This window comes from Nocardia sp. bgisy134 (genome assembly GCF_057708325.1).
Genome location: NZ_JBYIRW010000032.1, coordinates 26,645 through 50,024, shown reverse-complemented (window position 1 = coordinate 50,024; position 23,380 = coordinate 26,645). Strand labels below are relative to the sequence as shown.

General features: G+C 69.2%; 22 protein-coding genes and 1 tRNA gene. 14 read left to right on the top strand and 9 right to left on the bottom strand.

Annotated elements, in window-relative coordinates; genetic code table 11:
- Positions 1-118: 118 nt before the first annotated feature.
- Positions 119-201, bottom strand: a tRNA-Leu gene (locus tag AC3ERS_RS35045).
- A 236-nt stretch (positions 202-437) separates the two neighbouring features.
- Between AC3ERS_RS35045 and AC3ERS_RS35040 the strand changes: the two genes are divergently transcribed.
- From AC3ERS_RS35040 to AC3ERS_RS35005, 8 genes are all read left to right on the top strand, one after another.
- A complete protein-coding gene (locus tag AC3ERS_RS35040; RefSeq protein WP_431972453.1) occupies positions 438-1,874 on the top strand; it encodes an FHA domain-containing protein in 1,437 nt (478 codons plus the stop codon).
- Positions 1,875-2,077: 203 nt separating this feature from the next.
- Positions 2,078-2,545 carry an FHA domain-containing protein FhaB/FipA gene (locus tag AC3ERS_RS35035; RefSeq protein WP_067786390.1) on the top strand — a complete coding sequence of 156 codons (468 nt, stop codon included), beginning with the start codon at positions 2,078-2,080 and terminating at the stop codon, positions 2,543-2,545.
- The gene (locus tag AC3ERS_RS35030; protein WP_431972452.1) at positions 2,542-4,047 is read left to right on the top strand and encodes a PP2C family protein-serine/threonine phosphatase; all 1,506 of its coding nucleotides are present in this window, start codon (positions 2,542-2,544) and stop codon (positions 4,045-4,047) included. The genes AC3ERS_RS35035 and AC3ERS_RS35030 overlap by 4 nt, the downstream gene beginning before the upstream one ends.
- On the top strand, positions 4,047-5,519 hold the full coding sequence (locus AC3ERS_RS35025) for an FtsW/RodA/SpoVE family cell cycle protein (protein WP_431972451.1): 1,473 nt from the start codon (positions 4,047-4,049) through the stop codon (positions 5,517-5,519). Before AC3ERS_RS35030 ends, AC3ERS_RS35025 begins: the two co-directional genes overlap by 1 nt.
- Positions 5,516-6,982, top strand: a complete 1,467-nt coding sequence (locus tag AC3ERS_RS35020; protein WP_431972450.1) for a peptidoglycan D,D-transpeptidase FtsI family protein — start codon at positions 5,516-5,518, stop codon at positions 6,980-6,982. The genes AC3ERS_RS35025 and AC3ERS_RS35020 overlap by 4 nt, the downstream gene beginning before the upstream one ends.
- A 37-nt stretch (positions 6,983-7,019) precedes the next feature.
- Positions 7,020-8,531, top strand: a complete 1,512-nt coding sequence (locus AC3ERS_RS35015; protein ID WP_431972449.1) for a protein kinase domain-containing protein — start codon at positions 7,020-7,022, stop codon at positions 8,529-8,531.
- Entirely contained in the window at positions 8,528-10,435 is a 1,908-nt protein-coding gene (gene pknB, locus AC3ERS_RS35010) for a Stk1 family PASTA domain-containing Ser/Thr kinase (protein ID WP_431972448.1), read from the top strand. The genes AC3ERS_RS35015 and pknB overlap by 4 nt, the downstream gene beginning before the upstream one ends.
- Before the next feature lie 133 nt (positions 10,436-10,568).
- Positions 10,569-10,988 carry a CBS domain-containing protein gene (locus tag AC3ERS_RS35005; RefSeq protein WP_431972447.1) on the top strand — a complete coding sequence of 140 codons (420 nt, stop codon included), beginning with the start codon at positions 10,569-10,571 and terminating at the stop codon, positions 10,986-10,988.
- A 130-nt stretch (positions 10,989-11,118) separates the two neighbouring features.
- Here the strand turns inward: AC3ERS_RS35005 and AC3ERS_RS35000 are convergent, their stop codons facing one another.
- Both AC3ERS_RS35000 and AC3ERS_RS34995 read right to left on the bottom strand, forming a co-directional pair.
- Positions 11,119-12,237, bottom strand: a complete 1,119-nt coding sequence (locus tag AC3ERS_RS35000) for a dihydrofolate reductase family protein (RefSeq protein WP_431972446.1) — start codon at positions 12,235-12,237, stop codon at positions 11,119-11,121.
- A complete protein-coding gene (locus AC3ERS_RS34995; RefSeq protein ID WP_431972445.1) occupies positions 12,234-12,878 on the bottom strand; it encodes an aminodeoxychorismate/anthranilate synthase component II in 645 nt (214 codons plus the stop codon). The genes AC3ERS_RS35000 and AC3ERS_RS34995 overlap by 4 nt, the downstream gene beginning before the upstream one ends.
- Positions 12,879-13,093: 215 nt before the next feature.
- Here AC3ERS_RS34995 and crgA point away from each other — a divergent pair, with 215 nt between their 5' ends.
- On the top strand, positions 13,094-13,357 hold the full coding sequence (gene crgA / locus AC3ERS_RS34990) for a cell division protein CrgA (protein ID WP_431972444.1): 264 nt from the start codon (positions 13,094-13,096) through the stop codon (positions 13,355-13,357).
- Between the two features lie 87 nt (positions 13,358-13,444).
- On the top strand, positions 13,445-13,903 hold the full coding sequence (locus tag AC3ERS_RS34985) for a PH domain-containing protein (protein WP_431972443.1): 459 nt from the start codon (positions 13,445-13,447) through the stop codon (positions 13,901-13,903).
- Between the two features lie 56 nt (positions 13,904-13,959).
- On the opposite strand, the gene AC3ERS_RS34980 is transcribed toward AC3ERS_RS34985, so the two are convergent.
- Positions 13,960-14,829, bottom strand: coding sequence for a rhomboid family intramembrane serine protease (locus tag AC3ERS_RS34980; RefSeq protein ID WP_431972442.1), 870 nt, complete (start codon positions 14,827-14,829; stop codon positions 13,960-13,962).
- Positions 14,830-14,833: 4 nt separating this feature from the next.
- Positions 14,834-15,361, bottom strand: coding sequence for a peptidylprolyl isomerase (locus AC3ERS_RS34975; RefSeq protein ID WP_431972441.1), 528 nt, complete (start codon positions 15,359-15,361; stop codon positions 14,834-14,836).
- 118 nt (positions 15,362-15,479) lie between these two features.
- Between AC3ERS_RS34975 and AC3ERS_RS34970 the strand changes: the two genes are divergently transcribed.
- Positions 15,480-15,692: a hypothetical protein gene (locus tag AC3ERS_RS34970; RefSeq protein WP_431972440.1), complete on the top strand. Its 213-nt coding sequence runs from the start codon at positions 15,480-15,482 to the stop codon at positions 15,690-15,692.
- A 12-nt stretch (positions 15,693-15,704) separates the two neighbouring features.
- Here AC3ERS_RS34970 and AC3ERS_RS34965 read toward each other — a convergent pair whose 3' ends face one another.
- The 3 genes from AC3ERS_RS34965 to AC3ERS_RS34955 form a co-directional block, all read right to left on the bottom strand.
- Positions 15,705-16,523 (bottom strand): ABC transporter permease, encoded by an 819-nt coding sequence (locus AC3ERS_RS34965; RefSeq protein WP_431972455.1) that lies wholly within the window; start codon positions 16,521-16,523, stop codon positions 15,705-15,707.
- Between the two features lie 35 nt (positions 16,524-16,558).
- Positions 16,559-17,632 carry an ATP-binding cassette domain-containing protein gene (locus AC3ERS_RS34960; RefSeq protein WP_431972439.1) on the bottom strand — a complete coding sequence of 358 codons (1,074 nt, stop codon included), beginning with the start codon at positions 17,630-17,632 and terminating at the stop codon, positions 16,559-16,561.
- An 824-nt stretch (positions 17,633-18,456) separates the two neighbouring features.
- Positions 18,457-19,383, bottom strand: coding sequence for an acyl-CoA dehydrogenase family protein (locus tag AC3ERS_RS34955; RefSeq protein WP_431972438.1), 927 nt, complete (start codon positions 19,381-19,383; stop codon positions 18,457-18,459).
- Between the two features lie 226 nt (positions 19,384-19,609).
- Here AC3ERS_RS34955 and AC3ERS_RS34950 point away from each other — a divergent pair, with 226 nt between their 5' ends.
- Entirely contained in the window at positions 19,610-20,344 is a 735-nt protein-coding gene (locus AC3ERS_RS34950; protein ID WP_431972437.1) for a DUF1275 family protein, read from the top strand.
- Between the two features lie 37 nt (positions 20,345-20,381).
- On the top strand, positions 20,382-21,734 hold the full coding sequence (locus tag AC3ERS_RS34945) for a TIGR01777 family oxidoreductase (RefSeq protein WP_431972436.1): 1,353 nt from the start codon (positions 20,382-20,384) through the stop codon (positions 21,732-21,734).
- Between the two features lie 32 nt (positions 21,735-21,766).
- On the opposite strand, the gene AC3ERS_RS34940 is transcribed toward AC3ERS_RS34945, so the two are convergent.
- Complete coding sequence (locus AC3ERS_RS34940; RefSeq protein WP_431972435.1) at positions 21,767-22,603, bottom strand: MerR family transcriptional regulator; 837 nt, start codon at positions 22,601-22,603, stop codon at positions 21,767-21,769.
- A 136-nt stretch (positions 22,604-22,739) separates the two neighbouring features.
- On the opposite strand from AC3ERS_RS34940, the gene AC3ERS_RS34935 reads away from it, so the two are divergent.
- Positions 22,740-23,336 carry a lipocalin family protein gene (locus AC3ERS_RS34935; RefSeq protein WP_431972434.1) on the top strand — a complete coding sequence of 199 codons (597 nt, stop codon included), beginning with the start codon at positions 22,740-22,742 and terminating at the stop codon, positions 23,334-23,336.
- Positions 23,337-23,380 lie beyond the last annotated feature (44 nt).

Genomic DNA, 23,380 nt, shown 5'->3' with positions numbered 1-23,380 from the left:
GGGGGGTGGGGGGAAGACCCCCCGGGCGGGGCGTGGGGGCGCGCGCCCCCACAAAACACCGCGAAACGAGAAAAGGCTCGCGCTCTCAACGAGCACGAGCCTTCTATCGAGTGAAGCGTGGGCGAAGGGGGACTTGAACCCCCACGTCCCGAAGGACACTGGCACCTGAAGCCAGCGCGTCTGCCATTCCGCCACTCGCCCGAGCGACTCCGGAACATTAGCACGGGGCCGGTCGAGAAACGAAATCGGCTGGTCAGTGTGGCTTGTGATGCCCAATGAGCATCACGGGAACCCGCCGGGGTTTCCAAGAGTTACAGGTGTGGAGGATCGTGGATATCATGCAATGAACGTGGTCGTTGCGCGACACGCCATGCGCGTGTGTCGTTGTTATGAAGCTGGGAACGAGATAGGAAGACGCTCACCGAAGGGAGGCCGAGATGGGCATCGTTTCGCGGTTCGAGCGTCGCCTGCAGGGCGCCGTCGGTGACGTGTTCGCCCGGGTCTTCGGGGGCAACGTCGTGCCCCAGGAGGTGGAGGCGGCGCTGCAGCAAGAGGCCGCCGACCACGTCCAGGACTTGGGCGGTGGTCATCTGCTGGCGCCGAACAGCTACGTGATCACCATCAACTCGTCCGACCACCAGCAACTGGACGCCGATCACGACCTCACGACCCGCGCGTTCGCCAAGCATCTCCGGGACTACATCCGCGATCAAGGGTGGCAGACCTATGGCGAAGTACACGTAGCGTTCGAGGCATCACCTACGCTGCACACCGGACAGTTCAGGGCGAGCGGCCGCGTCGATCCGGACGTCGGCCGTCGAGCTGCACCCGCACCAAGCCCGGAACCCACGCCACAACGACCTGCACACCCGCAACCAGGAGCTGGCCCCATGACGCAGAACTCTGGCTACGACCCGAGCCGTGAGCCCGCGGAGTCCGATCCACGCAATCGCGGGTACGCACCTCCGCCCGGCGGGCGGGCAGGTGGTCCCCAGAACGGTGCGTACCGCGACGAGTACGGGCGCGGCTCCGCGCCGTACGGAGCCTCCGAGTACCAGGCACCGGACGCGCAGCAGGCGTACGGCGACTACCAGAACGGTTACGACTACCAGCAGGGCGGCCAGGGGTACGGCGGCGGCCAGCAGCAGGGCTACGCCGACCAGGGGTACGGCCAGCAGGGCGCCGGCTACGGCGACCGCGGCGACCGCGGCGGCTACGGCCAGCAAGGCTTCGGCGATCAGGGCTACGGCGCGCAGGGCTACCAGGAGCCGGGGTACGGCCAGCAGGGCGGCGGCTACGGCGACCAGGGCTACGGTCAGCAGGGCTACGGCCAGCAGCAGGGCTACGGTGACCAGGGCTACGCCGATCAAGGCTATGCCGATCAGGGCTACGGCCAGCAGGGCTACGCCGGTCAGCAGGGTTACGGCCAGCAGGGCTACGCCGAACCCGGCTACGCCGATCAGGGCTACGGTTCCGAGGAGCAGGGCGGCTACGGCCAGGCCTACTCGCAACAGTCCGGCTACAGCGGCCAGCAGCCGGGTTACGCCGCACCGTCGTCGTACAGCGGCGGCGCCGCCGCGGGCTCCGGATACTCGGCCACGCTGCAACTGGACGACGGCAGCGGCCGCACGTACCAGCTGCGCGAGGGCAGCAACATCATCGGCCGCGGTCAGGACGCGCACTTCCGGCTGCCGGACACCGGTGTCTCGCGCCGCCACATCGAGGTCCGCTGGGACGGCCAGACCGCGATGCTGTCCGACCTCGGGTCGACCAACGGCACGCTCGTCAACGGCTCCCCGGTCCAGGATTGGCAGCTGGCCGACGGTGATGTGATCCGCGCCGGGCATTCCGAGATCCTGATCCGTATCGTCTGATCCCGTAAGCTCGCGGTGCAGGTCACGACATGGCCCCCACGGAATCGTCGGTCGTATCGTGATCGAAATCGACTGACGGCCCTATGATGCTGCCAACGCGCGCGGCCCCGAACCCGGGGCCGGCAAGCCGAGCAGGCTGTGGGGTGGGTCGAACCGCACCTACGGCACCGACGTACCTACGGTCGAACAGGAGGTGGAACGCCGTGCAGGGACTGATCCTGCAATTGACCCGTGCGGGGTTCCTGCTGCTGTTGTGGCTGTTCGTCTGGGCGGTACTGCGGACCTTGCGCAGCGACATCTACGCGGCCTCCGGCATCCGGATCCAGCCCAGGGCCGCACGCGGTTCCGCGGTGCTGCCTTCCTTCAGCCGAGGCCAGAAGGGCGCCAAATATCTTGTGGTGACTCAAGGTTCACTCGCCGGCACCCGCATCTCACTCGGCACCCAACCGGTGCTGATCGGGCGTGCGGACGATTCGACGCTGGTGCTCACCGATGATTACGCCTCTACCCGACACGCGCGATTGTCCCCGCGTGGTGACGACTGGTACGTCGAAGACCTCGGCTCGACCAACGGCACCTATCTCGACCGCGCGAAAGTCACCACCGCCGTCCGTGTTCCGCTCGGCACTCCTGTCCGTGTCGGCAAAACAGTGATCGAGCTCCGATCGTGACACTCGTTCTCCGCTACGCAGCGCGCAGCGACCGCGGTCTGGTCCGAGGCAACAACGAAGATTCCGTCTACGCGGGCGCCCGCCTGCTCGCACTCGCCGACGGCATGGGCGGGCACGCGGCGGGTGAGGTCGCGTCGCAGTTGATGATCGCCGCGCTGGCGCATCTCGACGACGACGAGCCAGGCGACGACCTGCTCGGCAAGCTCGACACGGCGACGCGCTCCGGCAACGCCGCCATCGCCGATCAGGTCGAGGAGGAGCCCGAGCTCGACGGCATGGGCACCACGCTCACCGCGATCCTGTTCGCGGGCAAGAAGCTCGGGCTCGTGCACATCGGCGATTCGCGCGCCTACCTGTTGCGCGGCGGCGAGCTGGCCCAGATCACCCGCGACGACACCTTCGTGCAGTCGCTGGTGGACGAGGGCCGGATCACGCCCGAACAGGCGCACACCCACCCGCAGCGTTCGCTGATCATGCGCGCACTCACCGGCAACGAGATCGAGCCGACGCTGATCATGCGCGAGGCGCGCGCGGGCGACCGCTATCTGCTGTGCTCGGATGGTCTTTCGGACGTGGTGAGCGACGAGACCATCGCCAACACCATGCGCGAGGGCAGCACCGACGAGTGCGCCGACCGCCTGATCGAACTCGCGCTGCGCAGCGGCGGTCCCGACAACGTCACCGTGGTGGTGGCCGACGTCATCGATCTGGACTACGGCCAGAGCCATCCGATCGTGGCGGGCGCGGCCTCCGGTCAGGACGAGGACACCCCGCCGCCGAACACCGCGGCCGGACGCGCCGCGGCGATGCGTCCGCCGCGCGCCGCGCCGCCGCGCCGGGCCGCGGCGCCGGAACCGCCGCCGCCGAGCAAGTCGCATCGGCTGCGCTGGATCCTGCTCGCGGTCGCGCTGGTGGTCGCCGTCGCCGTCGGCCTGCTGGTCGGCTACAAGATGATCCGCAACAACTACTACGTCGGCGCGGACAACGGCCAAGTCGTGATCATGCGCGGGCTGCCGGGTTCGGTGCTCGGGTATTCGATCCACGACGTCGACACCGTCGGCTGCGTCGACCGAAGCGGCGCGCTGACCATCATGAAGGCCGGATCGGATCTGCCGTCCGGCTGCCGCCAGCTGCGGGTCAGCGATCTCGAGCAAACCGGGCGCGACAAGGTCAACGCGGGCCTGCCGCCCGGGTCCCTCGGCAAGGCCGAGGACCAGATACGGCTGCTCGCCCAGCAGGAACTGCTGCCGCCGTGCCCGGCTCGCCAGACCACCGCGCCGCCGCAGCAGCCCGGTGTACCGCAGCCCGGTGTCGTGCCGCCGGGCGAGCAGGCTCAGGGACCGGTCGCACCGACCACGACGCCGAACCCGGCACCGACCACCGACCAGGGTGACACCAGGGGAACCGACGTCAGTACACCCACCCGGGTGGAGCAGGCGCCGACGTCGACCCCGGCGCAGAACCCCCAGATCTCGGGGGAGAACTGCCGGGTGACGGACTGATGTCCGCACCGGCACCACCGTCCGCGGGGGCCTTCCCCAGTCCCCCGGGCGGGTTCGCTCCAGCGCCGCCACCGTCCACCAGACGCCACGTCGAACTGCTGCTGCTCGGATTCGCCGCACTGATCACGACCGTCTCCCTGTTCCTGGTCGAGGCCAGCCAGGAACAGTCGGTCACCTGGGACATCGCCAAGTACGGCCTGGCCTTCCTCGCCCTGTTCGGCATCGCGCACCTGGCCGTCCGCCGGTTCGCGCCGTTCGCCGATCCGCTGCTGCTGCCGATCGTCGCGCTACTCAACGGTCTGGGTCTGGTGCTGATCCACCGCCTGGATCTGGGCGCCGCGCAGAACGCGGAATTCAACTCGGAGCCGGTGCCGTCGCCCGATGCCAACCAGCAGATTCTCTGGACCGCGCTCGGCATGGTGGTGTTCGTCACGCTGCTGATCGTGCTGCGCGACTACCGCACGCTGGCTCGCTACAGCTACACCCTCGGCCTGATCGGGCTCGTCGCGCTGATGATCCCGGCGCTGCTGCCCGGTGCCTACTCGGAGACCAACGGTTCCAAGATCTGGATCAGGCTGCCGGGTTTCAGCGTGCAGCCCGGCGAATTCGCCAAGATCCTGCTGATCATCTTCTTCGCCTCGGTGCTCGTCGCCAAACGCGATCTGTTCACCACCGCGGGACGGCACATGCTCGGCATGGAGTTCCCGCGCGCCCGCGACCTCGGCCCGATCCTGGTGGTCTGGGTGGTGTGCATCGCGGTGCTGGTCTTCGAGAAGGACCTCGGCACCTCGCTGCTGATCTTCAGCACGGTGCTGGTGATGCTCTACATCGCGACCGAGCGGGTGGGCTGGCTGATCATCGGCGGCAGCCTGCTCGCCATCGGATTCGTCTTCGCGTACCAGTCGTTCAGCCACGTGCGCGTGCGCACCAACACCTGGCTCGACCCCTTCGCGGATTACCACAACACCGGCTACCAGATCTCGCAGTCGCTGTTCGGCCTCGCCACCGGCGGACTCGCGGGCACCGGCCTGGGCAGCGGACGGCCGAATCAGGTGCCCTTCGCCAACACCGACTTCATCGTCACCACCATCGGTGAGGAGCTCGGCCTGATCGGGCTCACCGCGGTGCTGATCCTGTTCCTCATGCTGGTGATGCGTGGCCTGCGCACCGCGATCGCCGTGCGCGACAGCTTCGGCAAGCTGCTCGCCGCCGGGCTCTCGTTCACTCTCGCCGTCCAGCTGTTCGTCGTCGTCGGCGGCGTCACCAAGCTGATCCCGCTGACCGGCCTCACCACGCCGTTCATGTCGTACGGCGGCTCTTCGCTCTTGGCCAACTACGCGTTGCTCGCGCTGCTGATCAAGGTGTCCGACGCGGCCCGCGCCCCGGCGCCGGTGCGCAAGAAGGACCCGGCGCCGATCGCCGACGCACAGACCGAGCTGCTGCGCCGCTCGGAAGCGAGGCCGCAGGAATGAACACTCCCCTACGGCGGGTCGCGGTCGCGGTGATGGTGATGATCGTCGCGCTGCTCGCGAACGCCACCTACGTACAGGTCATCAAGGCCGACGATTACCGCAGCGATCCGCGCAACTCGCGTGTGCTGCTCGACGAGTACTCGCGCCAGCGCGGCCAGATCTCGGCGGGCGGCACCGTGCTGGCCAGCTCGGTCGCCACCGACGACCGCTACAAATACCTGCGCACCTACCCCACCGACCCGAAGGCTTACGCGCCCGCGACCGGCTACTACTCGATTCAGTACGGCAGCGCCGGGCTGGAGCGCTCCGAGGACCAGGTGCTCAACGGTTCGGACAGCCAGCTGTTCGGCCGCAGGCTCGTCGACCTGGTGTCCGGTCGCGATCCACGCGGCGGCAACGTGCTCACCACCCTGAATCCGGTGATGCAGCAGGTCGCCTACGAACAGCTCAGCGCGAAGGGTTACACGGGCTCGGTGGTGGCCATCGAACCGAGCACCGGCAAGATCCTCACCATGGTGTCCACTCCGAGCTACGACCCGAACCTGCTGGCCGGGCACGACGGGGCGCGCACCACCGAGGCGTGGGACACGCTGAGCAAGGATCCGAGCCAGCCGATGCTCAACCGGGCCGTCTCGCAGACCTACCCGCCCGGCTCCACCTTCAAGGTGGTGGTCACCGCGGCCGCGCTGGCCAACGGCGTCGCGACCCCCGACGATCAGTTCACCGCCGCGCCCAACATCACGCTGCCCGGCACCAGCACCACGCTGGAGAACTACAACGGCGCGACCTGCGGCTCCGGCCCGACGGCCTCGCTGAACGAGGCGTTCTTCCGGTCGTGCAACACCGCGTTCGTCGAGCTCGGCGTCAAGGTGGGCGCCGCCAACCTGAAGGACGAGGCCGCCGCGTTCGGCATCGGCCCGCATCGCGGCATCCCGATTCCGGTGGCGGAGAGCACCGTCGGCACCATCGGCGACAACGCCGCGCTCGGCCAGAGCAGCATCGGCCAGCGCGATGTGGCGCTCACTCCGCTGGACAACGCGGTGATCGCCGCGACCATCGCCAACGGCGGAGTGCGGATGGAGCCGTACCTGGTGGATCAACGGCAGGGGCCCGATCTGAGCGTGTTGTCCAAGACGAAGCCGGTCTCGGTCGGCCAGGCGGTGAGCGCCCAGGTAGCGTCTCAGCTGACCACCATGATGGTCGCCTCCGAGGAGAACACCGTCGGATCACGCCAGTCCCGATACACGATCGCGTCCAAGACCGGAACGGCCGAGCACGGCAGCAACCCGCGCAACACGCCTCCGCACGCCTGGTACATCGCGTTCGCACCCGCGCAGAACCCCAAGATCGCCATCGCGGTGATCGTGGAGAACGGCGGCGATCGGGCGCTGGCGGCCACCGGCGGCTCGGTGGCCGCACCCATTGCCAGGGCCGTGCTGGACGCCGGTCTGCAGGGGGGCTGAACGATATGAACGAGCGAGTTGAAGTTCGGGGGCCCCGATGCTGAACAACGGCGCGATGATCGCCGATCGCTACCGCCTGCACCGCCTGATCGCCACCGGCGGCATGGGTCAGGTGTGGGAGGCGCTCGACACCCGGCTGGATCGTAGGGTCGCGGTGAAGGTGCTGAAGGCGGAGTTCTCCGCCGACCCGACCTTCCGGCACCGGTTCCGCACGGAGGCCAAGACCACCGCACAGCTCAACCACCCCGGAATCGCCGGCATCTACGACTACGGCGAGACCTACGACCCGAGCGCTGGCGAGACCGCCTACCTGGTCATGGAGCTGGTGCAGGGCGAGCCGCTCAACACCGTGCTCAATCGGATGGGCAGGCTCTCGGTGCAGCAGGGCCTCGACATGCTCGAGCAGACCGGCCGCGCGCTCGAGGTCGCCCATGCCGCGGGCGTGGTGCACCGGGACGTGAAGCCGGGCAACATCCTGGTGACGCCGACCGGTCAGGTGAAGATCACCGACTTCGGCATCGCCAAGGCGGTCGACGCCAGCCCGGTGACCAAGACCGGCATGGTGATGGGCACCGCCCAGTACATCGCGCCGGAGCAGGCCGTCGGCGAGGACGCGACCGCGGCGAGCGACGTGTACTCGCTCGGCGTGGTCGGCTACGAGGCGCTGGCGGGGCAGCGGCCGTTCAGCGGCGACGGCGCGATCACCGTGGCGATGAAGCACGTCCGCGAGAATCCGCCGCCGATGCCGGAGGATCTGCCGCCCAACGTCCGCGAACTCATCGAGATCACGATGGGCAAGGACCCGAACCTGCGCTACGCCAGCGGCGGCGAGTTCGCCGACGCGGTGGCCGCGGTCCGCGCGGGTCATCGTCCGCCGCCACCCCGGAACGCGGGCTCCGCGGCCGCGTCGTTCGCGACCGGCGCCACCAGGGTGCTGCCGCCCGGCCCGACCGTCATCCTGCCCGCAGGCCAGGCCGACGGCGCGACCGTGCGCTACAGCGCTCCCGCGGCCGCTGCCCTCGGTGGCGCCGCGGGCAGCGCGCCCGCGACCATGATGAACACGGGCGCGTCGAACGGTCGGCCGCCGGGCAAGAAGCCGTGGAACACGACGCAGAAGGCGCTCGCCGGTCTCGGCGTCGGTGCCGTGCTGCTCGGCGGCGCGGCGATCTGGCTGCTGTTCGGCGGCGACACCAACCCGGACCCGGTGCGCGATCCGGTCAGCTCGTCGGTCGCCCCGCCGCCGATCCCGACCACGACGGCGGCGCAGCAGACCACCACCAGGTACGTGCCGCCGCCACCGGTGACCACGACCGAGGAGCCGACGCCGACTACCACCGAGCCGCCGACGACGACTCCGGAACCCACGACGACCACGGCGCCGCCGAGCACCACAGCGCCGAGCACGACAAAGACCACCAAGACGACGAGTCCGAGCACCACCCGCACCTGGTTCCCGACTTTCGACTTACCATTTCCGGATAATCCCGGTGCCCAGGGCCCCGGCCCCACTCGTAGCGCGCCCGCCACTCCTTCACAAGGACCACGATGACGACCCCGAAGAATCTCTCTTCCCGCTACGAGCTGGGCGAGATCATCGGCTTCGGCGGTATGTCCGAGGTACACAAGGCGCGCGACCTGCGCTTGAGCCGCGATGTGGCGATCAAGGTGCTGCGCGCCGACCTGGCCCGCGACCCCACGTTCTACCTGCGCTTCAAGCGAGAGGCGCAGAACGCCGCCGCGCTGAACCACCCGGCCATCGTCGCGGTCTACGACACCGGCGAGGCCGAGGTGGACGGCGGTCCGCTGCCGTACATCGTGATGGAGTACGTCGACGGCGACACGCTGCGCGACATCGTGCGCGGCAAGGGTCCGCTGCCGCCACGGCGCGCCATGGAGATCGTCGCCGACGTCTGCGCCGCACTGGATTTCAGCCACAAGGCCGGGATCGTGCACCGCGACATGAAGCCGGCCAACATCATGATCAACCGCGCGGGCGCGGTGAAGGTGATGGACTTCGGCATCGCCCGCGCGCTGGCCGACAGCTCCAACCCGATGACCCAGACCGCGGCGGTCATCGGCACCGCGCAATACCTTTCGCCGGAGCAGGCCCGCGGCGAGACCGTCGACGCACGCTCGGACGTGTACTCGGTGGGCTGCGTGCTCTTCGAGATCCTCACCGGCGAGCCGCCTTTCACCGGTGACTCGCCGATCGCGGTGGCCTATCAGCACGTCCGCGAGGACCCGCGGCTGCCCTCGCACGTGTACTCGGGCGTGCCGCGCGAGCTGGATTCCGTGGTGCTCAAGGCGATGAGCAAGAACCCGGCGAACCGGTACCAGACCGCCGCCGAGATGCGCGCCGACCTGATCCGGGTGCTCGGCGGCCAGAAGCCGAGCGCGCCGATGGTGATGACCGACGAGGACCGCACCACCATCCTCGGCAACAACGAGCCGCCGCCGCGCAGCTTCCGCACCGTCGAGCGCAACGACGACACCGCCGAGCAGGAACCCGCCGAACCGGGCGGCCAGCGCCGCACCGCGTATCTCGCGCTCGGCGCGGCGGCCGCGCTCGCCGTGGTGTTCGCGCTGTTCTGGGTGCTGATCGGTCCGGGAAGCAAGCCGGATCAGGTGGCCGTGCCCGATCTGTCGAACAAATCGCTGGCGCAGGCGCAGGACTCGCTGCAGAAGCTCGGCTTCACGGTGGCCATCCAGCAGAAGCCGGACAGCAAGGTCGCCAACGGCAACGTCATCTCGACCCAGCCGCTCGGCGGTTCCCGCATCGACGAGGGCAGCACGGTCACCGTGCAGGTCTCCAGCGGACCCAAACAGGTGCAGGTGCCTCGGCTGGACGGTCTGACCGTGCAGCAGGCCGAGCAGGAGCTCAACGCCGTCGGCCTGCGCATGGACCCGAGCGTGGTGCGCAAGGAGTCGAGCGCACAGGACCTGGACAAGGTGATCGGCACCGAGCCCTCCGCGGGCGCACGGGTCGACGTCGACCAGGCGATCGTGGTCTGGCTCGGCAAGGGACCGGAGAAGGTCAGGGTGCCCAGCCTGGTCGGTCAGGACATCAGCGTCGCCCAGCCGAACCTGGTGGACAGCGCCGGTTTCAAGATCGTCATCGAAGAGGTGCAGTCCTCGAAGCCGAAGGGCGAGGTCATCGCGACCAGCCCGGCGGGCGGCACCAACGCCGACAAGGGTTCGACGGTGACCGTCCAGGTGTCCAGCGGCGATCAGATCAGCATGCCGTCCCTGGTGGGTCTCACGCCGTCGCAGGCGGTGGAGAAGCTGCGCCAGAGCGGCTGGACCGGCAGCACGAGCCAGATCGGCCAGAACACCACCGGCACCTTCGACGCGGGCAGCGTCGGGCGGATCGTCAACCAGCAGCCGTCACCCGGTTCGTCGATCTCCAAGACCAGCACGATCACCATCACCACCGGGGTGCTGGGCCCGCCGTGATTCCGGGTCCGCCGTGATCCGGATTCGCACGGCGCGATCGTTATCGGAAAGTCGCGACCGGTCGGTGTGATCGGCGCGAGAATGGGGCTGCTCCATCCGAACCAGCAATCAGCATGGAACAGGAGGCAGCCCCATGACCACTGCCAGGGACATCATGAAGCCCGGCGCTCAGTGGATATCCAAGAACGAGACGGTCGGCAAGGCGGCGCGCATCATGGCCGAGCTGGGCGTCGGATCGCTCGTCATCGCGGACGAGAAAGAACGGATGTGCGGCATCATCACCGACCGCGACATCGTCGTGAAGTGCGTGGCCCAGGGCCGCGCGCCGACCGACACCCGCGCGGCCGAACTGTGTGAGGCGACCCCGCGCTGGGTCTCGGCCGATGCCGACGTCGAGGTAGTGCTCGAGGAGATGGAGAGCCATCGCATCAAGCGCATGCCGGTGGTCGAGAACAAGAAGCTGGTCGGCATGATCAGCGAGTCCGATCTGGCCAGGCATCTCGACGACAACCAGCTCAGCGAGTTCGTGACGGCGGTCTACGGCCGGCCGTGATCGAGTAGCGACCCGTCGTCCGGAGCCGCAGACTCCCGGGCGGCGGGCGGACGCGAAACGTTTCGGCTCGTCACGTTCACCCTTACGGCCGTCCTGCGGATCCCACCGCCGACGGCGCGGTGGCTCGCTGCTACGACAGGTCCAGGTGCCGGTTCATCGACATGGCCTCGTCGGCGAGGTCGGGTAGTTCTATCACCTCGACGCCGTGCTGCCGCAGTTTCTCCACGCCCACGCAGTTCACCACGAACGTCGTCGGCTCACGCCAGGCGATCACCACGCGCGGGATCCCGGCCCGCAGGATGCGCTCGGTGCACGGCGATCTGGTCGCCGTCGCGCGCTGCGAACAGGGTTCCAGGGTGCTGTAGATCGTCGCCCTCGCCAGTCGCGGATCGTCGGCGGACAACTTGTTCAGCGCGGATTCCTCGGCGTGCGCCTTCTCGTCGGTCTCGCGCGAATATCCCGCGGCGATCTCGACGCCGTCGGCCACGATGACCGCGCCGACCGAGAACGCGGTGTCGCTCGGCGGGCACTGCCGCGCGAGCTCGATGGCTCTGCGCAGGAATCGGTGGTCGGCATCGTCGGGGCGCAGGAGGTAGCGCAGCACCGCGATGTCGCCGACCTGCTCGACACCGGCGAGCGTTCGGCGCAGGGTCGAGCCGCCGGGGAAGCGAGCGTCGGCGAGAAAACGCGGCGCGGCCGAATCACCCACCACGATCGGCGCGACGGCCAGCTGCAGTTCGTCGGCCAGGTCGGCCGCGAGGAAGGCCGTGTGCATTCCGGTACCGCCCTCGACCATCAGGCGTTCGATGCCGCGCTCGCCGAGATCGTCCAGCAGCGCCGCGAAGTCGATCTCCGCGCCGAGCGCGACCACCTCGGCGATGCCTGCGAGGTGGTCGGCCAGCCTGGCGGCGCCGGAATCGGTGGTGTAGACGAGTTTCTTCCCGCCGTGGTGCCAGAAGTTCAGCTCTCGGTCCAGGTCGCCGCGCGCGGTGACGGTGACCTTGAGCGGGAACTCGGGCTTGCCCTGCGCCTTGCGCGCGGCGCGGCGCTCGGCGCTGTTCACCAGGAGCCGCGGATTGTCACGGCGCAGGGTCTCGGCGCCGACCAGAATCGCGTCGGATTCGGCGCGTACCCGGTCGACGCGATCGAAATCCGCCGCGTCCGAGAGCAGCAGCCGATCGGGACCGGCGTCGTCGATGTAGCCGTCCAGGCTGACCGCCACCGACAGCAGCACGTACGGCCTGGTCACTGCAGCACCAGTGCCGCGACCTCCGCCTCGAGCAGCTCGACCAGACCCTCGGCGGGCCGCTCGCCGCAGACCTCGAGCCAGTTCGCCAGCATCCGGTGCCCGCCCTGGGTGAGCACCGATTCGGGATGGAACTGCACGCCGTGGATGGGCAGGGTGCGGTGCCGCATGGCCATCACGATCCCGGATTCGGTGCGGCCGAGCACCTCGATGTCCTCGGGCAGGGTGTCCTCGAGCACGGTGAGCGAGTGGTACCTGGTCGCCGTGAACGGGTCGGGCAGGCCGGCGAGCACGCCCGCGCCGATGTGGAACACCGAACTGGTCTTGCCGTGCAGCAGTTCCGGCGCACGGGTGACGGTCGCGCCGAACGCCTCGCCGATCGCTTGGTGTCCGAGGCAGACGCCGAGCAGCGGGGTGTTGCTGCGGGCGCAGGCGTGCACCAGGTCGATGCTGGCGCCCGCTCGGTCGGGGGTGCCGGGGCCGGGGCTGATCAGGACGCCGTCGTAACCGGCGATCGCGGCGTCCACGTCGGAGAGCTGCGGATCGTCGTTGCGCCAGACGACCGCGTCGACTCCCAGCTGGCCCAGGTACTGCACCAGGTTGAAGACGAAGCTGTCGTAATTGTCGACGACCAGAACACGCATGGTTCGAGATTACGTGGCGACACGGCAGGCCGTCGCATCCATTACCAGTTGGGATAGCCTAGGAGGAACACCGGAGGGCGTCCGAGCCTCGCCCGGGCCGTCCGCGCTGTCGCCGGAACGGTGGCCGCGGCGACCGAGCTCGGTGCGGTCGACTGAACGCACAGAGAACTGAATCAGCCCCCGGTACCGACCTGCACGCCGAATACGAGGACGTCATGCCCAAGTCGAAGGTCCGTAAGAAGGCCGACTACACGATCAACCCCGCCAGCCGGATCCCGGTGAAGGTGAAGGCGGGCCCGTCGCCGGTCTGGTATGTCGCGATCATGCTCGGCTTCATGCTGGCCGGGCTGGTCTGGCTGCTGGTGTACTACCTGGCCGCCGAGCAGATCAGCTGGATGAACGACCTCAACGCCTGGAACTTCCTGATCGGCTTCGGGCTCATGGTCGTCGGCCTGATCATGACCATGCGGTGGCGCTGATCCGCTTCGGGATTACAGACGTGTCATTCATGCACACCTGTGGATGACCCTGTGGACAACTCGAGGACCGATTGGGGAGAGTGCCGCGTGAACCCTGAATCCCCCTCTGTGGAGCCCCGTCTCGCATGGGCCACGCCAACCGCCGCGCTCGTCGCGGTGGCGGTCGGCGGCGTGATCCTGGCCGGTGCGGCGATCTTCGCCGCGGATGCCGCGAGCCGCCTGCTCATCGGCTTGGCCGCGGCGGGCCTGCTCGCCCTGGCCGGCCTGGGTTTTCGACAGCGGCCGCGACTGTCGATCCAGACCGGCGACGAGCCTCGGCTGGTGGTGCGCGGGCTGCTCGGCCCGGCCGAGTACCGGCCCGACCAGATCATCAAGGCGCGGGTGGTGAGTTACCGCCGCCTCGGCCGCAAGTCACCGATGCTCGAGATCGACGTGCGGCACGAGGGCGAGGAGCGGCTGTTGATCTTCGGCCGCTGGGATCTCGGCACGTCGCCGGAGACCGTCTTCGAGGCGCTCATCGCCCACCGGATCGCGTACCTGCGCTAGCCGTGATCCGCGGGTGCGGGTGCGCATGTTTCACGTGAAGCGAGCCGACAAGCGGCTCAGGACACCAGCGCCGCGGCGAGGCCGATGAGCGCCACCGAGACAGCGCCGACGCCCGCGATCGCGACCCAGCCGATGGTGCGAGCCGTCTCCCGGCTCTTCGCGTGCACCCACTGCGGCAGGAACAGCACGCCCATCGTCGCGAGCGTGCCCGCGACGAGCCCGCCTAGATGCACCCACAGCGAGACCCCGGGCAGCGAGAGGCTGAGCAGCACGTTGATCGCGATGATCACCAGAATCTGCGTGGCGTTCACGCGCAACCGGATCAGCAGCACCGCGACCGCGCCGAACATCCCGTACACCGCGCCGGAGGCGCCCGCCCCGACGGTGTTCACCGGTTCGAGCAGCATGCCGCCCGCCGAGCCGCCGATCAGCGCGACCAGGTAGATGGCCAGCATCCTGGCGCGCCCGAGGAACGGCTCCAGCTGAATTCCGACGATGTAGAGCGCGAACATATTGAGCGCCAGGTGCAACGGCCCCCAGTGCAGGAAGCCGGAGCCGATCACCCGGAACCAGTCGCCGTCGGCCACGAGCTTGGGAATCATCGCCCACCGCAGAAACAGTTCGGACCGGTAGTTGTCGGCGAGGCTGCCCGCCTGGGCCGCGGTGATTCCGTAGACCAGCACGTTCAACGCGATCAGCCCGTAGGTCACGACGGGAGTAGTCGTTGCGGCGACCGGGGCTCCCGCGACCGTGCGGATCGGCCGCACCTGACTGTCCGCCTCCCGCACGCAATCGACGCAGTGCTGCCCGACCGCGGCGGGTCGCAGGCATTCCGGGCAGGCAGGCCGCCCGCAGCGGGTGCACGCCAGGCCGGTCGGACGGTTCGGGTGGCGGACGCAGGTCGGTGCGGGCGGCTGAGCGTTCATCGGTTCAATCGATCGTGACGGTGGAGATACGGACGGGCTCTTTGGGGCGGTCGTTGCGGTCGGTCGGGGTCGCCGCGATGGCGTCGACGACCTTGCGCGAATCCGGGTCGACCACTTCGCCGAAGATCGTGTACTTGCGGTTCAGGTGCGGCTGCGGGCTCACGGTGACGAAGAACTGCGAACCGCTGGTGCGGGCTCCGACGTTCGCCATGGCCAGCAGATAGCCGCGATCGAAGCGCAGCTCGGGATGGAACTCGGCGGAGATGTCGTAGCCGGGCCCGCCTCGTCCCGTGTCGCCGGGATCGCCGCCCTGGATCATGAAGCCCTCGATCACCCGGTGGAACGCGGTGCCGTCGTAGAACGGGCCCGAGGTGCCCCCGCTCGCGTTCTCGGTGGTGTACGCCGCCGAGCCGTCGATCAGCCCGAGGAAGTTCCGCACCGTCTTCGGCGCGTGATAACCGAAGAGCGCGAGCTTGATATCGCCGTGGGTCGTGTAGAGCGTCACCCCGGCGGTCTGAATCGGAGAGGTCACGCCCGCCATGCTAGCGATCGCGCGGTCCCGATCCGGCGCACCGCCCGCCGGACCCGCAGCGCGTCGAGACCGGTCGGTAGTTACTGCGCGGTTCACTCAGCTGTGCCAGAGTGGTCGAATGAGCTTGGGGCGTTTGCACGTATCCGCACGTTCTCGTAACCGGCTGATTGCCGGTGTCCTCGCCGCGCTGGCAGGCGGTGTGGCCTGGCTGGTGCGCAGCAAGCGACCGCTGCCGCCGGAGCCCGCGCCCGCGCCGCCGCGCATCGGATACTCCAGGAACGGTTCCGCGCCGACCCCCGTGTCGGGAGCCGGCGCGGGGCACGACCGCTGAGCGGAGCTTCGATCAGCGGCTGACGGTGCGCTTGTACTGGCGCAGTGCCATCGGCACGAACATCGCCAGGATCAGGACCACCCAGATCAGCGTGGTCGCCACCGGATGCTGCATCGACCAGGCGTCCGAGACCGGCACCATCGGGCTGGTGTTGCCGAACAACTCGCGGGTCGCCTGCGTCAGCGCGGAGACCGGGTTCCATTCGGCGAACATCTTCAGCACGGTCGGCAGGTTGTTCATCGGCACGAAGGTGTTGGCCAGGAAGGTCAGCGGGAACATGACCATGAAGCTGGCGTTGTTGAACACCTCGGGCGCGCGGACCAGCAGACCGACGAAAGCCATGATCCAGGACACCGCGTAGGCGAACAGCAGCAGCAGGACGTAGGCGAGCACCGCGTCGAGGAAGGAGCCGCGGATTCGCCAGCCGACGAGCAGACCCGTCAGCGACATCACCACCAGGCTGACCACGTTGATCACGACGTCGCTGACGGTCCGGCCGACCAGCACCGCCGAAGGCGCCATCGGCAGCGAGCGGAACCGGTCGATGATGCCTTTCTGCATGTCCTCGGCGAGCCCGGCGCCGGTGAACGAGGAGCCGAACACCACGGTCTGGGCGAAGATGCCCCCGATCAGGAACTCGCGGTAGCCGCCTTCCATACCCGGCACCTGGATCGCACTGCCGAAGACGTATGCGAAGAGCAGCACGAACATGATCGGCGAGAGCGCCGAGAAGATGAGCACGTCGGGCACGCGCTTGATCTTGATGACGTTGCGCTTGGCAATCGTCACGCTGTCGCTGACCACGATGGAGAGGCGTTCGCCGAGCCCCATCCGGTACGGGACCTCGAGTGTCGTCGTCGCCGCGGTCATCGGGCCTTTCCTTCCGTCTTCTCGAGTCGTTCGGCGGCGTTCTCGAGTCGTTCGGCGGCGTTCGCTCCGCCGGAGCCGTTCGCCGCGGCGCTCCCCGGGCCTTTGTCGCGCGCATCGCCGCCGACGGACTCCTCGGCCTCGTGCCCGGTGAGGGTCAGGAACACGTCGTCCAGCGACGGTCTGCGGAGACCGACGTCGTGGACCTGCACGTCGCTCTCGGCGAGCAGGCCGATCGCGTCGGCCAGCGCCTGGGAGCCGTTGCTGACCGGCACGGTGATCCTGCGCAGGCCCGGTTCGAGGTGGATCTCGCCGTCGGCGAGGCCCTGCAACGCCTGCCGCGCGACGGTGAGCTTGTCGGCGCGGTCGACGGTGAGCTCGATGCGATCGCCGCCGACCATGGTCTTCAGTTCGTCGGCGGTGCCGCGCGCGATGACCTTGCCGTGGTCGATCACCGCGATCGCATCGGCGAGCCGGTCGGCCTCTTCCATGTACTGGGTGGTGAGCAGCAGGGTGGTGCCGCCCTCGACCAGCTCTTCGATGACGTCCCAGAGGTCGAGCCTGGCCCTCGGGTCCAGGCCGGTGGTCGGTTCGTCCAGGAACAGGACCGGCGGGTTGGCCACCAGCGCGCCGGCCAGGTCGAGCCTGCGGCGCATGCCGCCGGAGTAGCCACGCACCGGTCGATCCGCCGCGTCGCTGAGCCGGAAGCGTTCCAGCAGCTCGCGGGCGCGCTCCTTACTGCGCTGCACGCCCATGTGATAGAGCCTGCCCACCATCTCGAGGTTCTCGAAACCGGTGAGGTATTCGTCGACGGCGGCGTACTGGCCCGACGCGCCGATCTTGGACCGCAGGACCTGCGGGTTGCGCAGGACATCGATGCCCGCGACGGTGGCCCTTCCCGCGTCGGGGACCAGCAGGGTGGTGAACACCCGGACCGCGGTGGTCTTGCCTGCGCCGTTGGGACCGAGCAGCGCTGTGACGGTGCCTTCGGGCACCGTCAGATCGAGTCCGTCGAGGGCGACCAGTCTGCCGTAGCGTTTGACCAGACCCTCGGCGACTATTGCGTCGGGCATGACTCTCCTGATGTCGAATTCTCGATGTCGAATTGCCTCCGACGCCCCTCATCTCGGCGCCGCGGCGTTCTCACGGGGTCGGACAACCGACCGATACGGGGGTCAGTATCGTCCCGACTTCCGTCGAGCGCACCTCGTTTGTCCCGAGATGGACAGCAAAAGGTCGCATCCCGGTCCAGGCGGTGCTCGGGGGTGCCGGAACGGGATGCGACCGGTTCGATCGTCCCGCCCGCCTGCCACTCGGGTCGCGGGTAGCCGACTACCCGTTTCCGGCGCACGCGGTACTCACGCGGCACCGCGCCGCACGCGGTGCCGCCGTTCGAACCGACCTCGGTGACCACCGGCACATACTCGCACCGGGGTACGACACGTTCCGTGCGCCGCGAGACATGCCCAGACCGCTGCGACACGCGACAAACCCGGCGGAATCAAGCCCGCTCGCGCGCCCGGAAAGGGATCCACGCCACACAGCGACCACCCGGAACGTTTCCGGTCGGAAACGCTTTTCGTATTGCCTCGCTCGGCGCCGAATGGAATGGTCTGCACCGCAACATCTTTGACAAACGCCAGGTCATAGCCACACCACACGACCGTCACGGCCCGCGGTCCGCCGCCGCGAACGAGCAACCACAACGCGTGTCGCCTAACCGAAAATCTTGGAAAGTGGCCACCCCCATGCGCACACAATCACAAATCTTCGCGTAGGATCAGTCACGTCGGCCCCTCCCCCCCGGGCCGACCTTACGCGGGCCTCGGCTAACTCCCCCCCTTCGCCGAGGCCCGCTCCCTATTTCCGGACCCTTTTTCGCGGCCCGATCTTCCGCTCAGTCGCTGGTTTCCGTGTCGAAGCCGACCGCACGCCAGGCGGTTGCCAGCCGCTGCGCCCGCACCCGTCCCGCGGTGCCGAACAGCGGGCGATCCCGTTCCCAGCGCTCCCGGGCGACCGGATCGGCGGCTTCCCAGAGCGGCGCGAGCTCGTCCACCACCCGGCCGAATTCGGCGAAGACACCGCCGAGCGCGATGTGCACACCGGGCGACGCGGGCCGGTCGAGATCCAGTCCACGCACCGCGGCCGCCAATGCGAGCAGTCGCTCGAGCACCGGGCGCGGCCAGGACGACTCCCGCGCCACCCGCACCAGCCAGCCGAGCGCGCCCGCGAGCACGTGCACGTCCTCGATGGTGCGGAACGGCTTGAGGAAATCGGTGTAGCCGTCGCCGGGCAGCACGATCGCGGGCGCGTCGGTGAAAGTGACGGTCGCGTGCGGGATCTCCGGCGCGAACGGCGCGGGGGGCAGATCCGTCACCACGACGCCCGGCGCCGAGGTCTCGACGAGCGCGGCCCGCAGCATGTTGCGACCGTCGGCCGCGGCGCCCGCGCTGGCGATGACCACCAGCCTGCGCGCCAGACTGCCCAGCGTGGTGAAGGCCTTGGTGCCGCTGACCGTCGCAGCGCCGTCGCGCTCGGTCAGCGCGGTGCGGATGGCAGAGGGGTGCGCGCCGCCCGCCTCGGTCGCCGACACCGCGACCGCGTCCTCGGCGGGCAGTTCGGGCAGCAAGGCGCGCAGCGCCTCCTGGTAGCCGGAGAGGAACGCGAAGCCGAGCCGGTCGGCCGCGAAACCGCCCGCGATGGCGGCGTCGACGGGTTCGGCGAAACGGGCGGCGACCGCGCGATGCCGCGCCCAGGCGGCCGTCACGGAGTCGACCGGATCGCCCGGCGGTTCGGTCAGCAGATAGTCGAGCACAGAGTCCACTCCTGCACGCTAGCCCGACCACGGCCGGAGACCGACTGTTCGGCCGGACTGGTAGCCCGCGCCGGGTCCTCCCTCAGTTCCCGATTCGACCGCGTACGACGCGGCCGCCGTCGCTCCGGTGTGAGCTCGAGCAAACATTCGGACACACCCAGGCTCCGGTCAGCGGATTCTCAGGACTCGCGGGTATCACTGAGGGGTCCTATCCGCCTCGGGAGGAGTCTGACCTGTGAAACAGCCGGACGAGGACCGCAGAAAGGAACTCTTCGACGCCGAGGCCCGCATCTCGTGGGTGCTCGCGGCGCTGGCCGGTCTGATCGGCGCGGCGGCCTTTATGCACACTGCCGGTTACTTCGTCACGTTCATGACGGGCAATACCGAGCGCTCCGTGCTCGGCTACTTCCACGAGGAACCCGACGTCGCCGCCGCGGCCGCGCTGCTGCTCGTCTCGTTCCTGTCCGGCGTGGTCGTCGCCTCGTGGTGTCGCAGGCGCTACTGGTCGGGTCATCCGCACGGACCCACTCTGCTCACCACCGCGTGCCTGACCTTGGCCACCGTCATCGACCTGGCGCTCTACCTCGTGACGGATACGACCAAGATCGATTTCGTCCCGATCCTGTTCGTCGCCTTCGGCGTCGGAGCGCTGAACACCTCGTTCGTCAAGGACGGCGAGGTCTCGGTGCCGCTCAGCTACGTCACCGGCACACTGGTGAAATTGGGCCAGGGCATCGAACGTCACGTCAGCGGGGGCGACTACGCCGACTGGCTCGGCTACTTCCTGCTGTATCTGTCGTTCGGGCTCGGCGCCCTGCTCGGCGGTCTGCTGAGCTTGATGGTCGCGGGCTGGGCGATGCTGATCACCGCGACGGTGGTGTGCACCCTCGTGACCGGCTACACCTACCTGCATCTGGACAAGCACGGCCCGCTGCCGATCGAGGAACGCCGCGAGACAAACGACGCATAAACGTTTCATCAGCGCGTTCCGCGGCTACAGTCGAGGCATGGCCATCGCCTGCTCGAGCGTTGTCGCCGCGCCCCGGTCCGAGGTCTTCGCCTGGTACGCCCGCCCCGGCGCCTTCACCAGGCTCGCGCCGCCGTGGCAGCCCGTCTCCCTGATCGCCGAGACCGATTCCCTCGCCGACGGACGCGCGGTGCTCGGCCTGCCCGGCGGGCTGCGCTGGGTGGCCAGGCACGATCCCGACGGCTACCAGCCGCCGCGGCGTTTCGTCGACGCCGTCACCGCGGACGGCCTCGCCTCCGAGCCGGCGGCCCGGCTGCTGCGCTGGCGGCACGTGCACGAATTCGAAGAGGTCGACGCACGGCACACCCGCGTGATCGATCGGGTGGACACACCGATCCCCGAATTCGTCCTGCGGCCGACGTTCGACTACCGATACCGCCAGCTCGCCGACGACCTGCTCGCGCACCACCGCGCCGCCGAGCACGGCTTCGGCACGACGACCATCGCGGTGACCGGGGCATCGGGCTTGATCGGCACCGCGCTGTGCGCCTTCCTGAGCACCGGTGGTCACCGCGTGCTTCGCCTCGTCCGTCATCCGGCGCGCGCGCCGGACGAACGCCGATGGGACCCCGCCGATCCGGATCCCGCGCTGTTCGACGGTGTGGATGCGGTGGTGCACCTGGCGGGCGCGTCGATCGCGGGACGGTTCACCGAGGACCACAAGCGGGCCGTCCGCGAGAGCAGGATCGGACCGACACGCAAGCTCGCCGAACTCGCCGCGCGATCCGGACTTTCGACCTTCGTCAGCGCCTCCGCCATCGGCTTGTACGGCTACGACCGCGGCGACGAGACGCTCACCGAGGAAGCCGACCGTGGCGACGGCTTCCTCGCCGAGGTGGTCGCGGATTGGGAGGCGGCCACCGGCCCCGCCGAAGACGCGGGCATCCGCACGATCCGGGTCCGCACCGGCATCGTGCAATCCCCGCGGGGCGGCACCTTGCGGTTGCTGCGTCCGCTGTTCGGTGCGGGCCTCGGCGGCCGGATCGGCGACGGGCGCCAATGGCTGTCCTGGATCGGGCTGGACGACCTGGTCGACGTGTACCACCGCGCGCTCTGGGACGAATCCCTCGCGGGCCCGATCAATGCCGTTGCGCCGCAGCCGGTCCGCAACAGCGAATACACCGAGGTGCTCGCGCACGTGCTGCACCGTCCCGCCCTGCTGCCGGTGCCCGACTTCGGTCCGGCCCTGCTGCTCGGCAGGCAGGGCGCGCGTGAACTGGCCGCCGCCGACCAGCGCGTGCTACCGACCCGGCTGGTCGCCGCGGGCCACATGTTCCGAACTCCCGACCTCGACGCGACCCTGCGTCACCTGCTCGGCCGAATCCCACGGTGAAATCCGCTGGGCCGACTCGCCGCCGGTCGCTCTCAGCGCAGCCGATCCACCGCCGCGGCGAGACTTTCCACCCGCTCGGCGGCATCGGGCAGGATCACGTCGTCCCAGCCGGGACCTCCTGCGAACACCCGGGCCCCCGCCGCGAGACACGCGCGCACCGCAGAAGTCAGCGCCGTCGACTCGCGCTGCGACCAGAGCAGCACCGCGGCCGGTTTCGCGGGCCGGGCCAAGGCGTCGACGAGCGCCGCGGTCGGCACATCGGGGCCGAGCATCCGGGCGCCGACCCCGCGTTCGGCCAGCGCGGCCCGCAGCACGTCGAGCGGCAGCGCGTGCGTTTCGCCGCTCGTACAGGCGAGCACGGCGCTCGCGGGGCCGACCGGCGGATTGGTGCGCTGCATCGCGGCCGCGACGCACCAGGACAACAGATGCTCGACATCCACGCAGTCCTCGCCGCCGCCCTGCCGCGCGACGATGTCGGCGAAAGCGGGACGGCACAACCGTTCCCAGGTGTCGACGACGCCGTAAGCGCGGAGGTGCGATTCCACCAGCGCGCTGACCGTGCCGGTCTCCAGGGCGAACGCGGCGGCGAGCAACGCGTCCCGGTCGCCGAGCCCGAGCGCGGGTCCGCGCGCGGCCGCGGCGGCGCCTGCCGGGCTCGCACCACCCTGGATCAGCGCGAGCATGCGCTCCAGCACCGCGATGTCGGTCTCGGAGTAGAGCCGGTGGCGGCCGGGCCGGTCCTGGGCGGGCCCGATCCGGTAGCGCCGGTTCCAGCTGCGCAGCGTCGCGGTCGGGATACCGAGACGCTCGGCCACCGCGCGCACCGTGTAACCGGCCGCGTCGGAGGTGGGAACGGAACCGGCGGGCATCGTCTCATTCTGCCCGGTCGACACCGTCCCGCTGAGCACGGACGCCCGGATTCGCGTCGTTCCTGATGAACTTTTTGCATCGTTTATGCATCGTTGACTGATAGCATGGCGAGTGTCACCGACCCGAGGAGCTGTCATGGACTCTCGCCGAACAGCGTGGTGGTGTGTGCGCCTGGCTTCTGTCGTCGTGGCGGCGGGCGCGGCCGCCGGAACGGCGGCGGCCGAACCGCCCGCCCCGGTATCCAGTTTGGAGCTGGACCGCTACCTCGGACAGTGGCGTCAGCTCGCCGCGATCCCCCAGTACTTCAGCCTGGCCTGCGCCCGCGACACCACCGCCGACTACGCGCTCGATCCGCGTGGCGACATCGCCGTGCACAATCGGTGCATCACGTGGACGGGCGCGGTCAACGAAATCCGCGGCACCGCGACGGTCAACGATCGAGCCACGGGCGCGCAGCTGCACGTCAGCTTCCCCGGCGTGCCGACCCAGGACCAGCCGAACGGGCCGACGAACTACATCGTCACCGCGCTCGGCCCGGACTACTCGTGGGCCGTCGTCACCAACCCGACCCGGAGCTCAGGATTCGTGCTGGCCCGCGATCCCGCACTCGACCCGCGGGGATGGGCAGACGTACGCGCGGCGATCATCGCGGCGGGCCAGGACCCGTGTACGTATCTCACCTCGCCCACCATCGGCGGGCTGTCCGCGATCGAACCACTGTGCGCGACATGAGGTTCGAGCTGGTGCGGGCCCCGCGAGGGCCGCGTTCGCGCCGG

Coding starts and splice junctions, on each gene's coding strand:
- AC3ERS_RS35040 (WP_431972453.1), top strand. CDS start 438: ATGGGCATCGTTTCGCGGTTCGAGCGTCGCCTGCAGGGCGCCGTCGGT.
- AC3ERS_RS35025 (WP_431972451.1), top strand. CDS start 4,047: ATGTCCGCACCGGCACCACCGTCCGCGGGGGCCTTCCCCAGTCCCCCG.
- AC3ERS_RS35020 (WP_431972450.1), top strand. CDS start 5,516: ATGAACACTCCCCTACGGCGGGTCGCGGTCGCGGTGATGGTGATGATC.
- AC3ERS_RS35015 (WP_431972449.1), top strand. CDS start 7,020: ATGCTGAACAACGGCGCGATGATCGCCGATCGCTACCGCCTGCACCGC.
- pknB (WP_431972448.1), top strand. CDS start 8,528: ATGACGACCCCGAAGAATCTCTCTTCCCGCTACGAGCTGGGCGAGATC.
- AC3ERS_RS35005 (WP_431972447.1), top strand. CDS start 10,569: ATGACCACTGCCAGGGACATCATGAAGCCCGGCGCTCAGTGGATATCC.
- AC3ERS_RS34995 (WP_431972445.1), bottom strand. CDS start 12,878: ATGCGTGTTCTGGTCGTCGACAATTACGACAGCTTCGTCTTCAACCTG.
- crgA (WP_431972444.1), top strand. CDS start 13,094: ATGCCCAAGTCGAAGGTCCGTAAGAAGGCCGACTACACGATCAACCCC.
- AC3ERS_RS34980 (WP_431972442.1), bottom strand. CDS start 14,829: ATGAACGCTCAGCCGCCCGCACCGACCTGCGTCCGCCACCCGAACCGT.
- AC3ERS_RS34970 (WP_431972440.1), top strand. CDS start 15,480: ATGAGCTTGGGGCGTTTGCACGTATCCGCACGTTCTCGTAACCGGCTG.
- AC3ERS_RS34965 (WP_431972455.1), bottom strand. CDS start 16,523: ATGGGGCTCGGCGAACGCCTCTCCATCGTGGTCAGCGACAGCGTGACG.
- AC3ERS_RS34960 (WP_431972439.1), bottom strand. CDS start 17,632: ATGCCCGACGCAATAGTCGCCGAGGGTCTGGTCAAACGCTACGGCAGA.
- AC3ERS_RS34945 (WP_431972436.1), top strand. CDS start 20,382: ATGGCCATCGCCTGCTCGAGCGTTGTCGCCGCGCCCCGGTCCGAGGTC.
- AC3ERS_RS34940 (WP_431972435.1), bottom strand. CDS start 22,603: ATGCCCGCCGGTTCCGTTCCCACCTCCGACGCGGCCGGTTACACGGTG.
- AC3ERS_RS34935 (WP_431972434.1), top strand. CDS start 22,740: ATGGACTCTCGCCGAACAGCGTGGTGGTGTGTGCGCCTGGCTTCTGTC.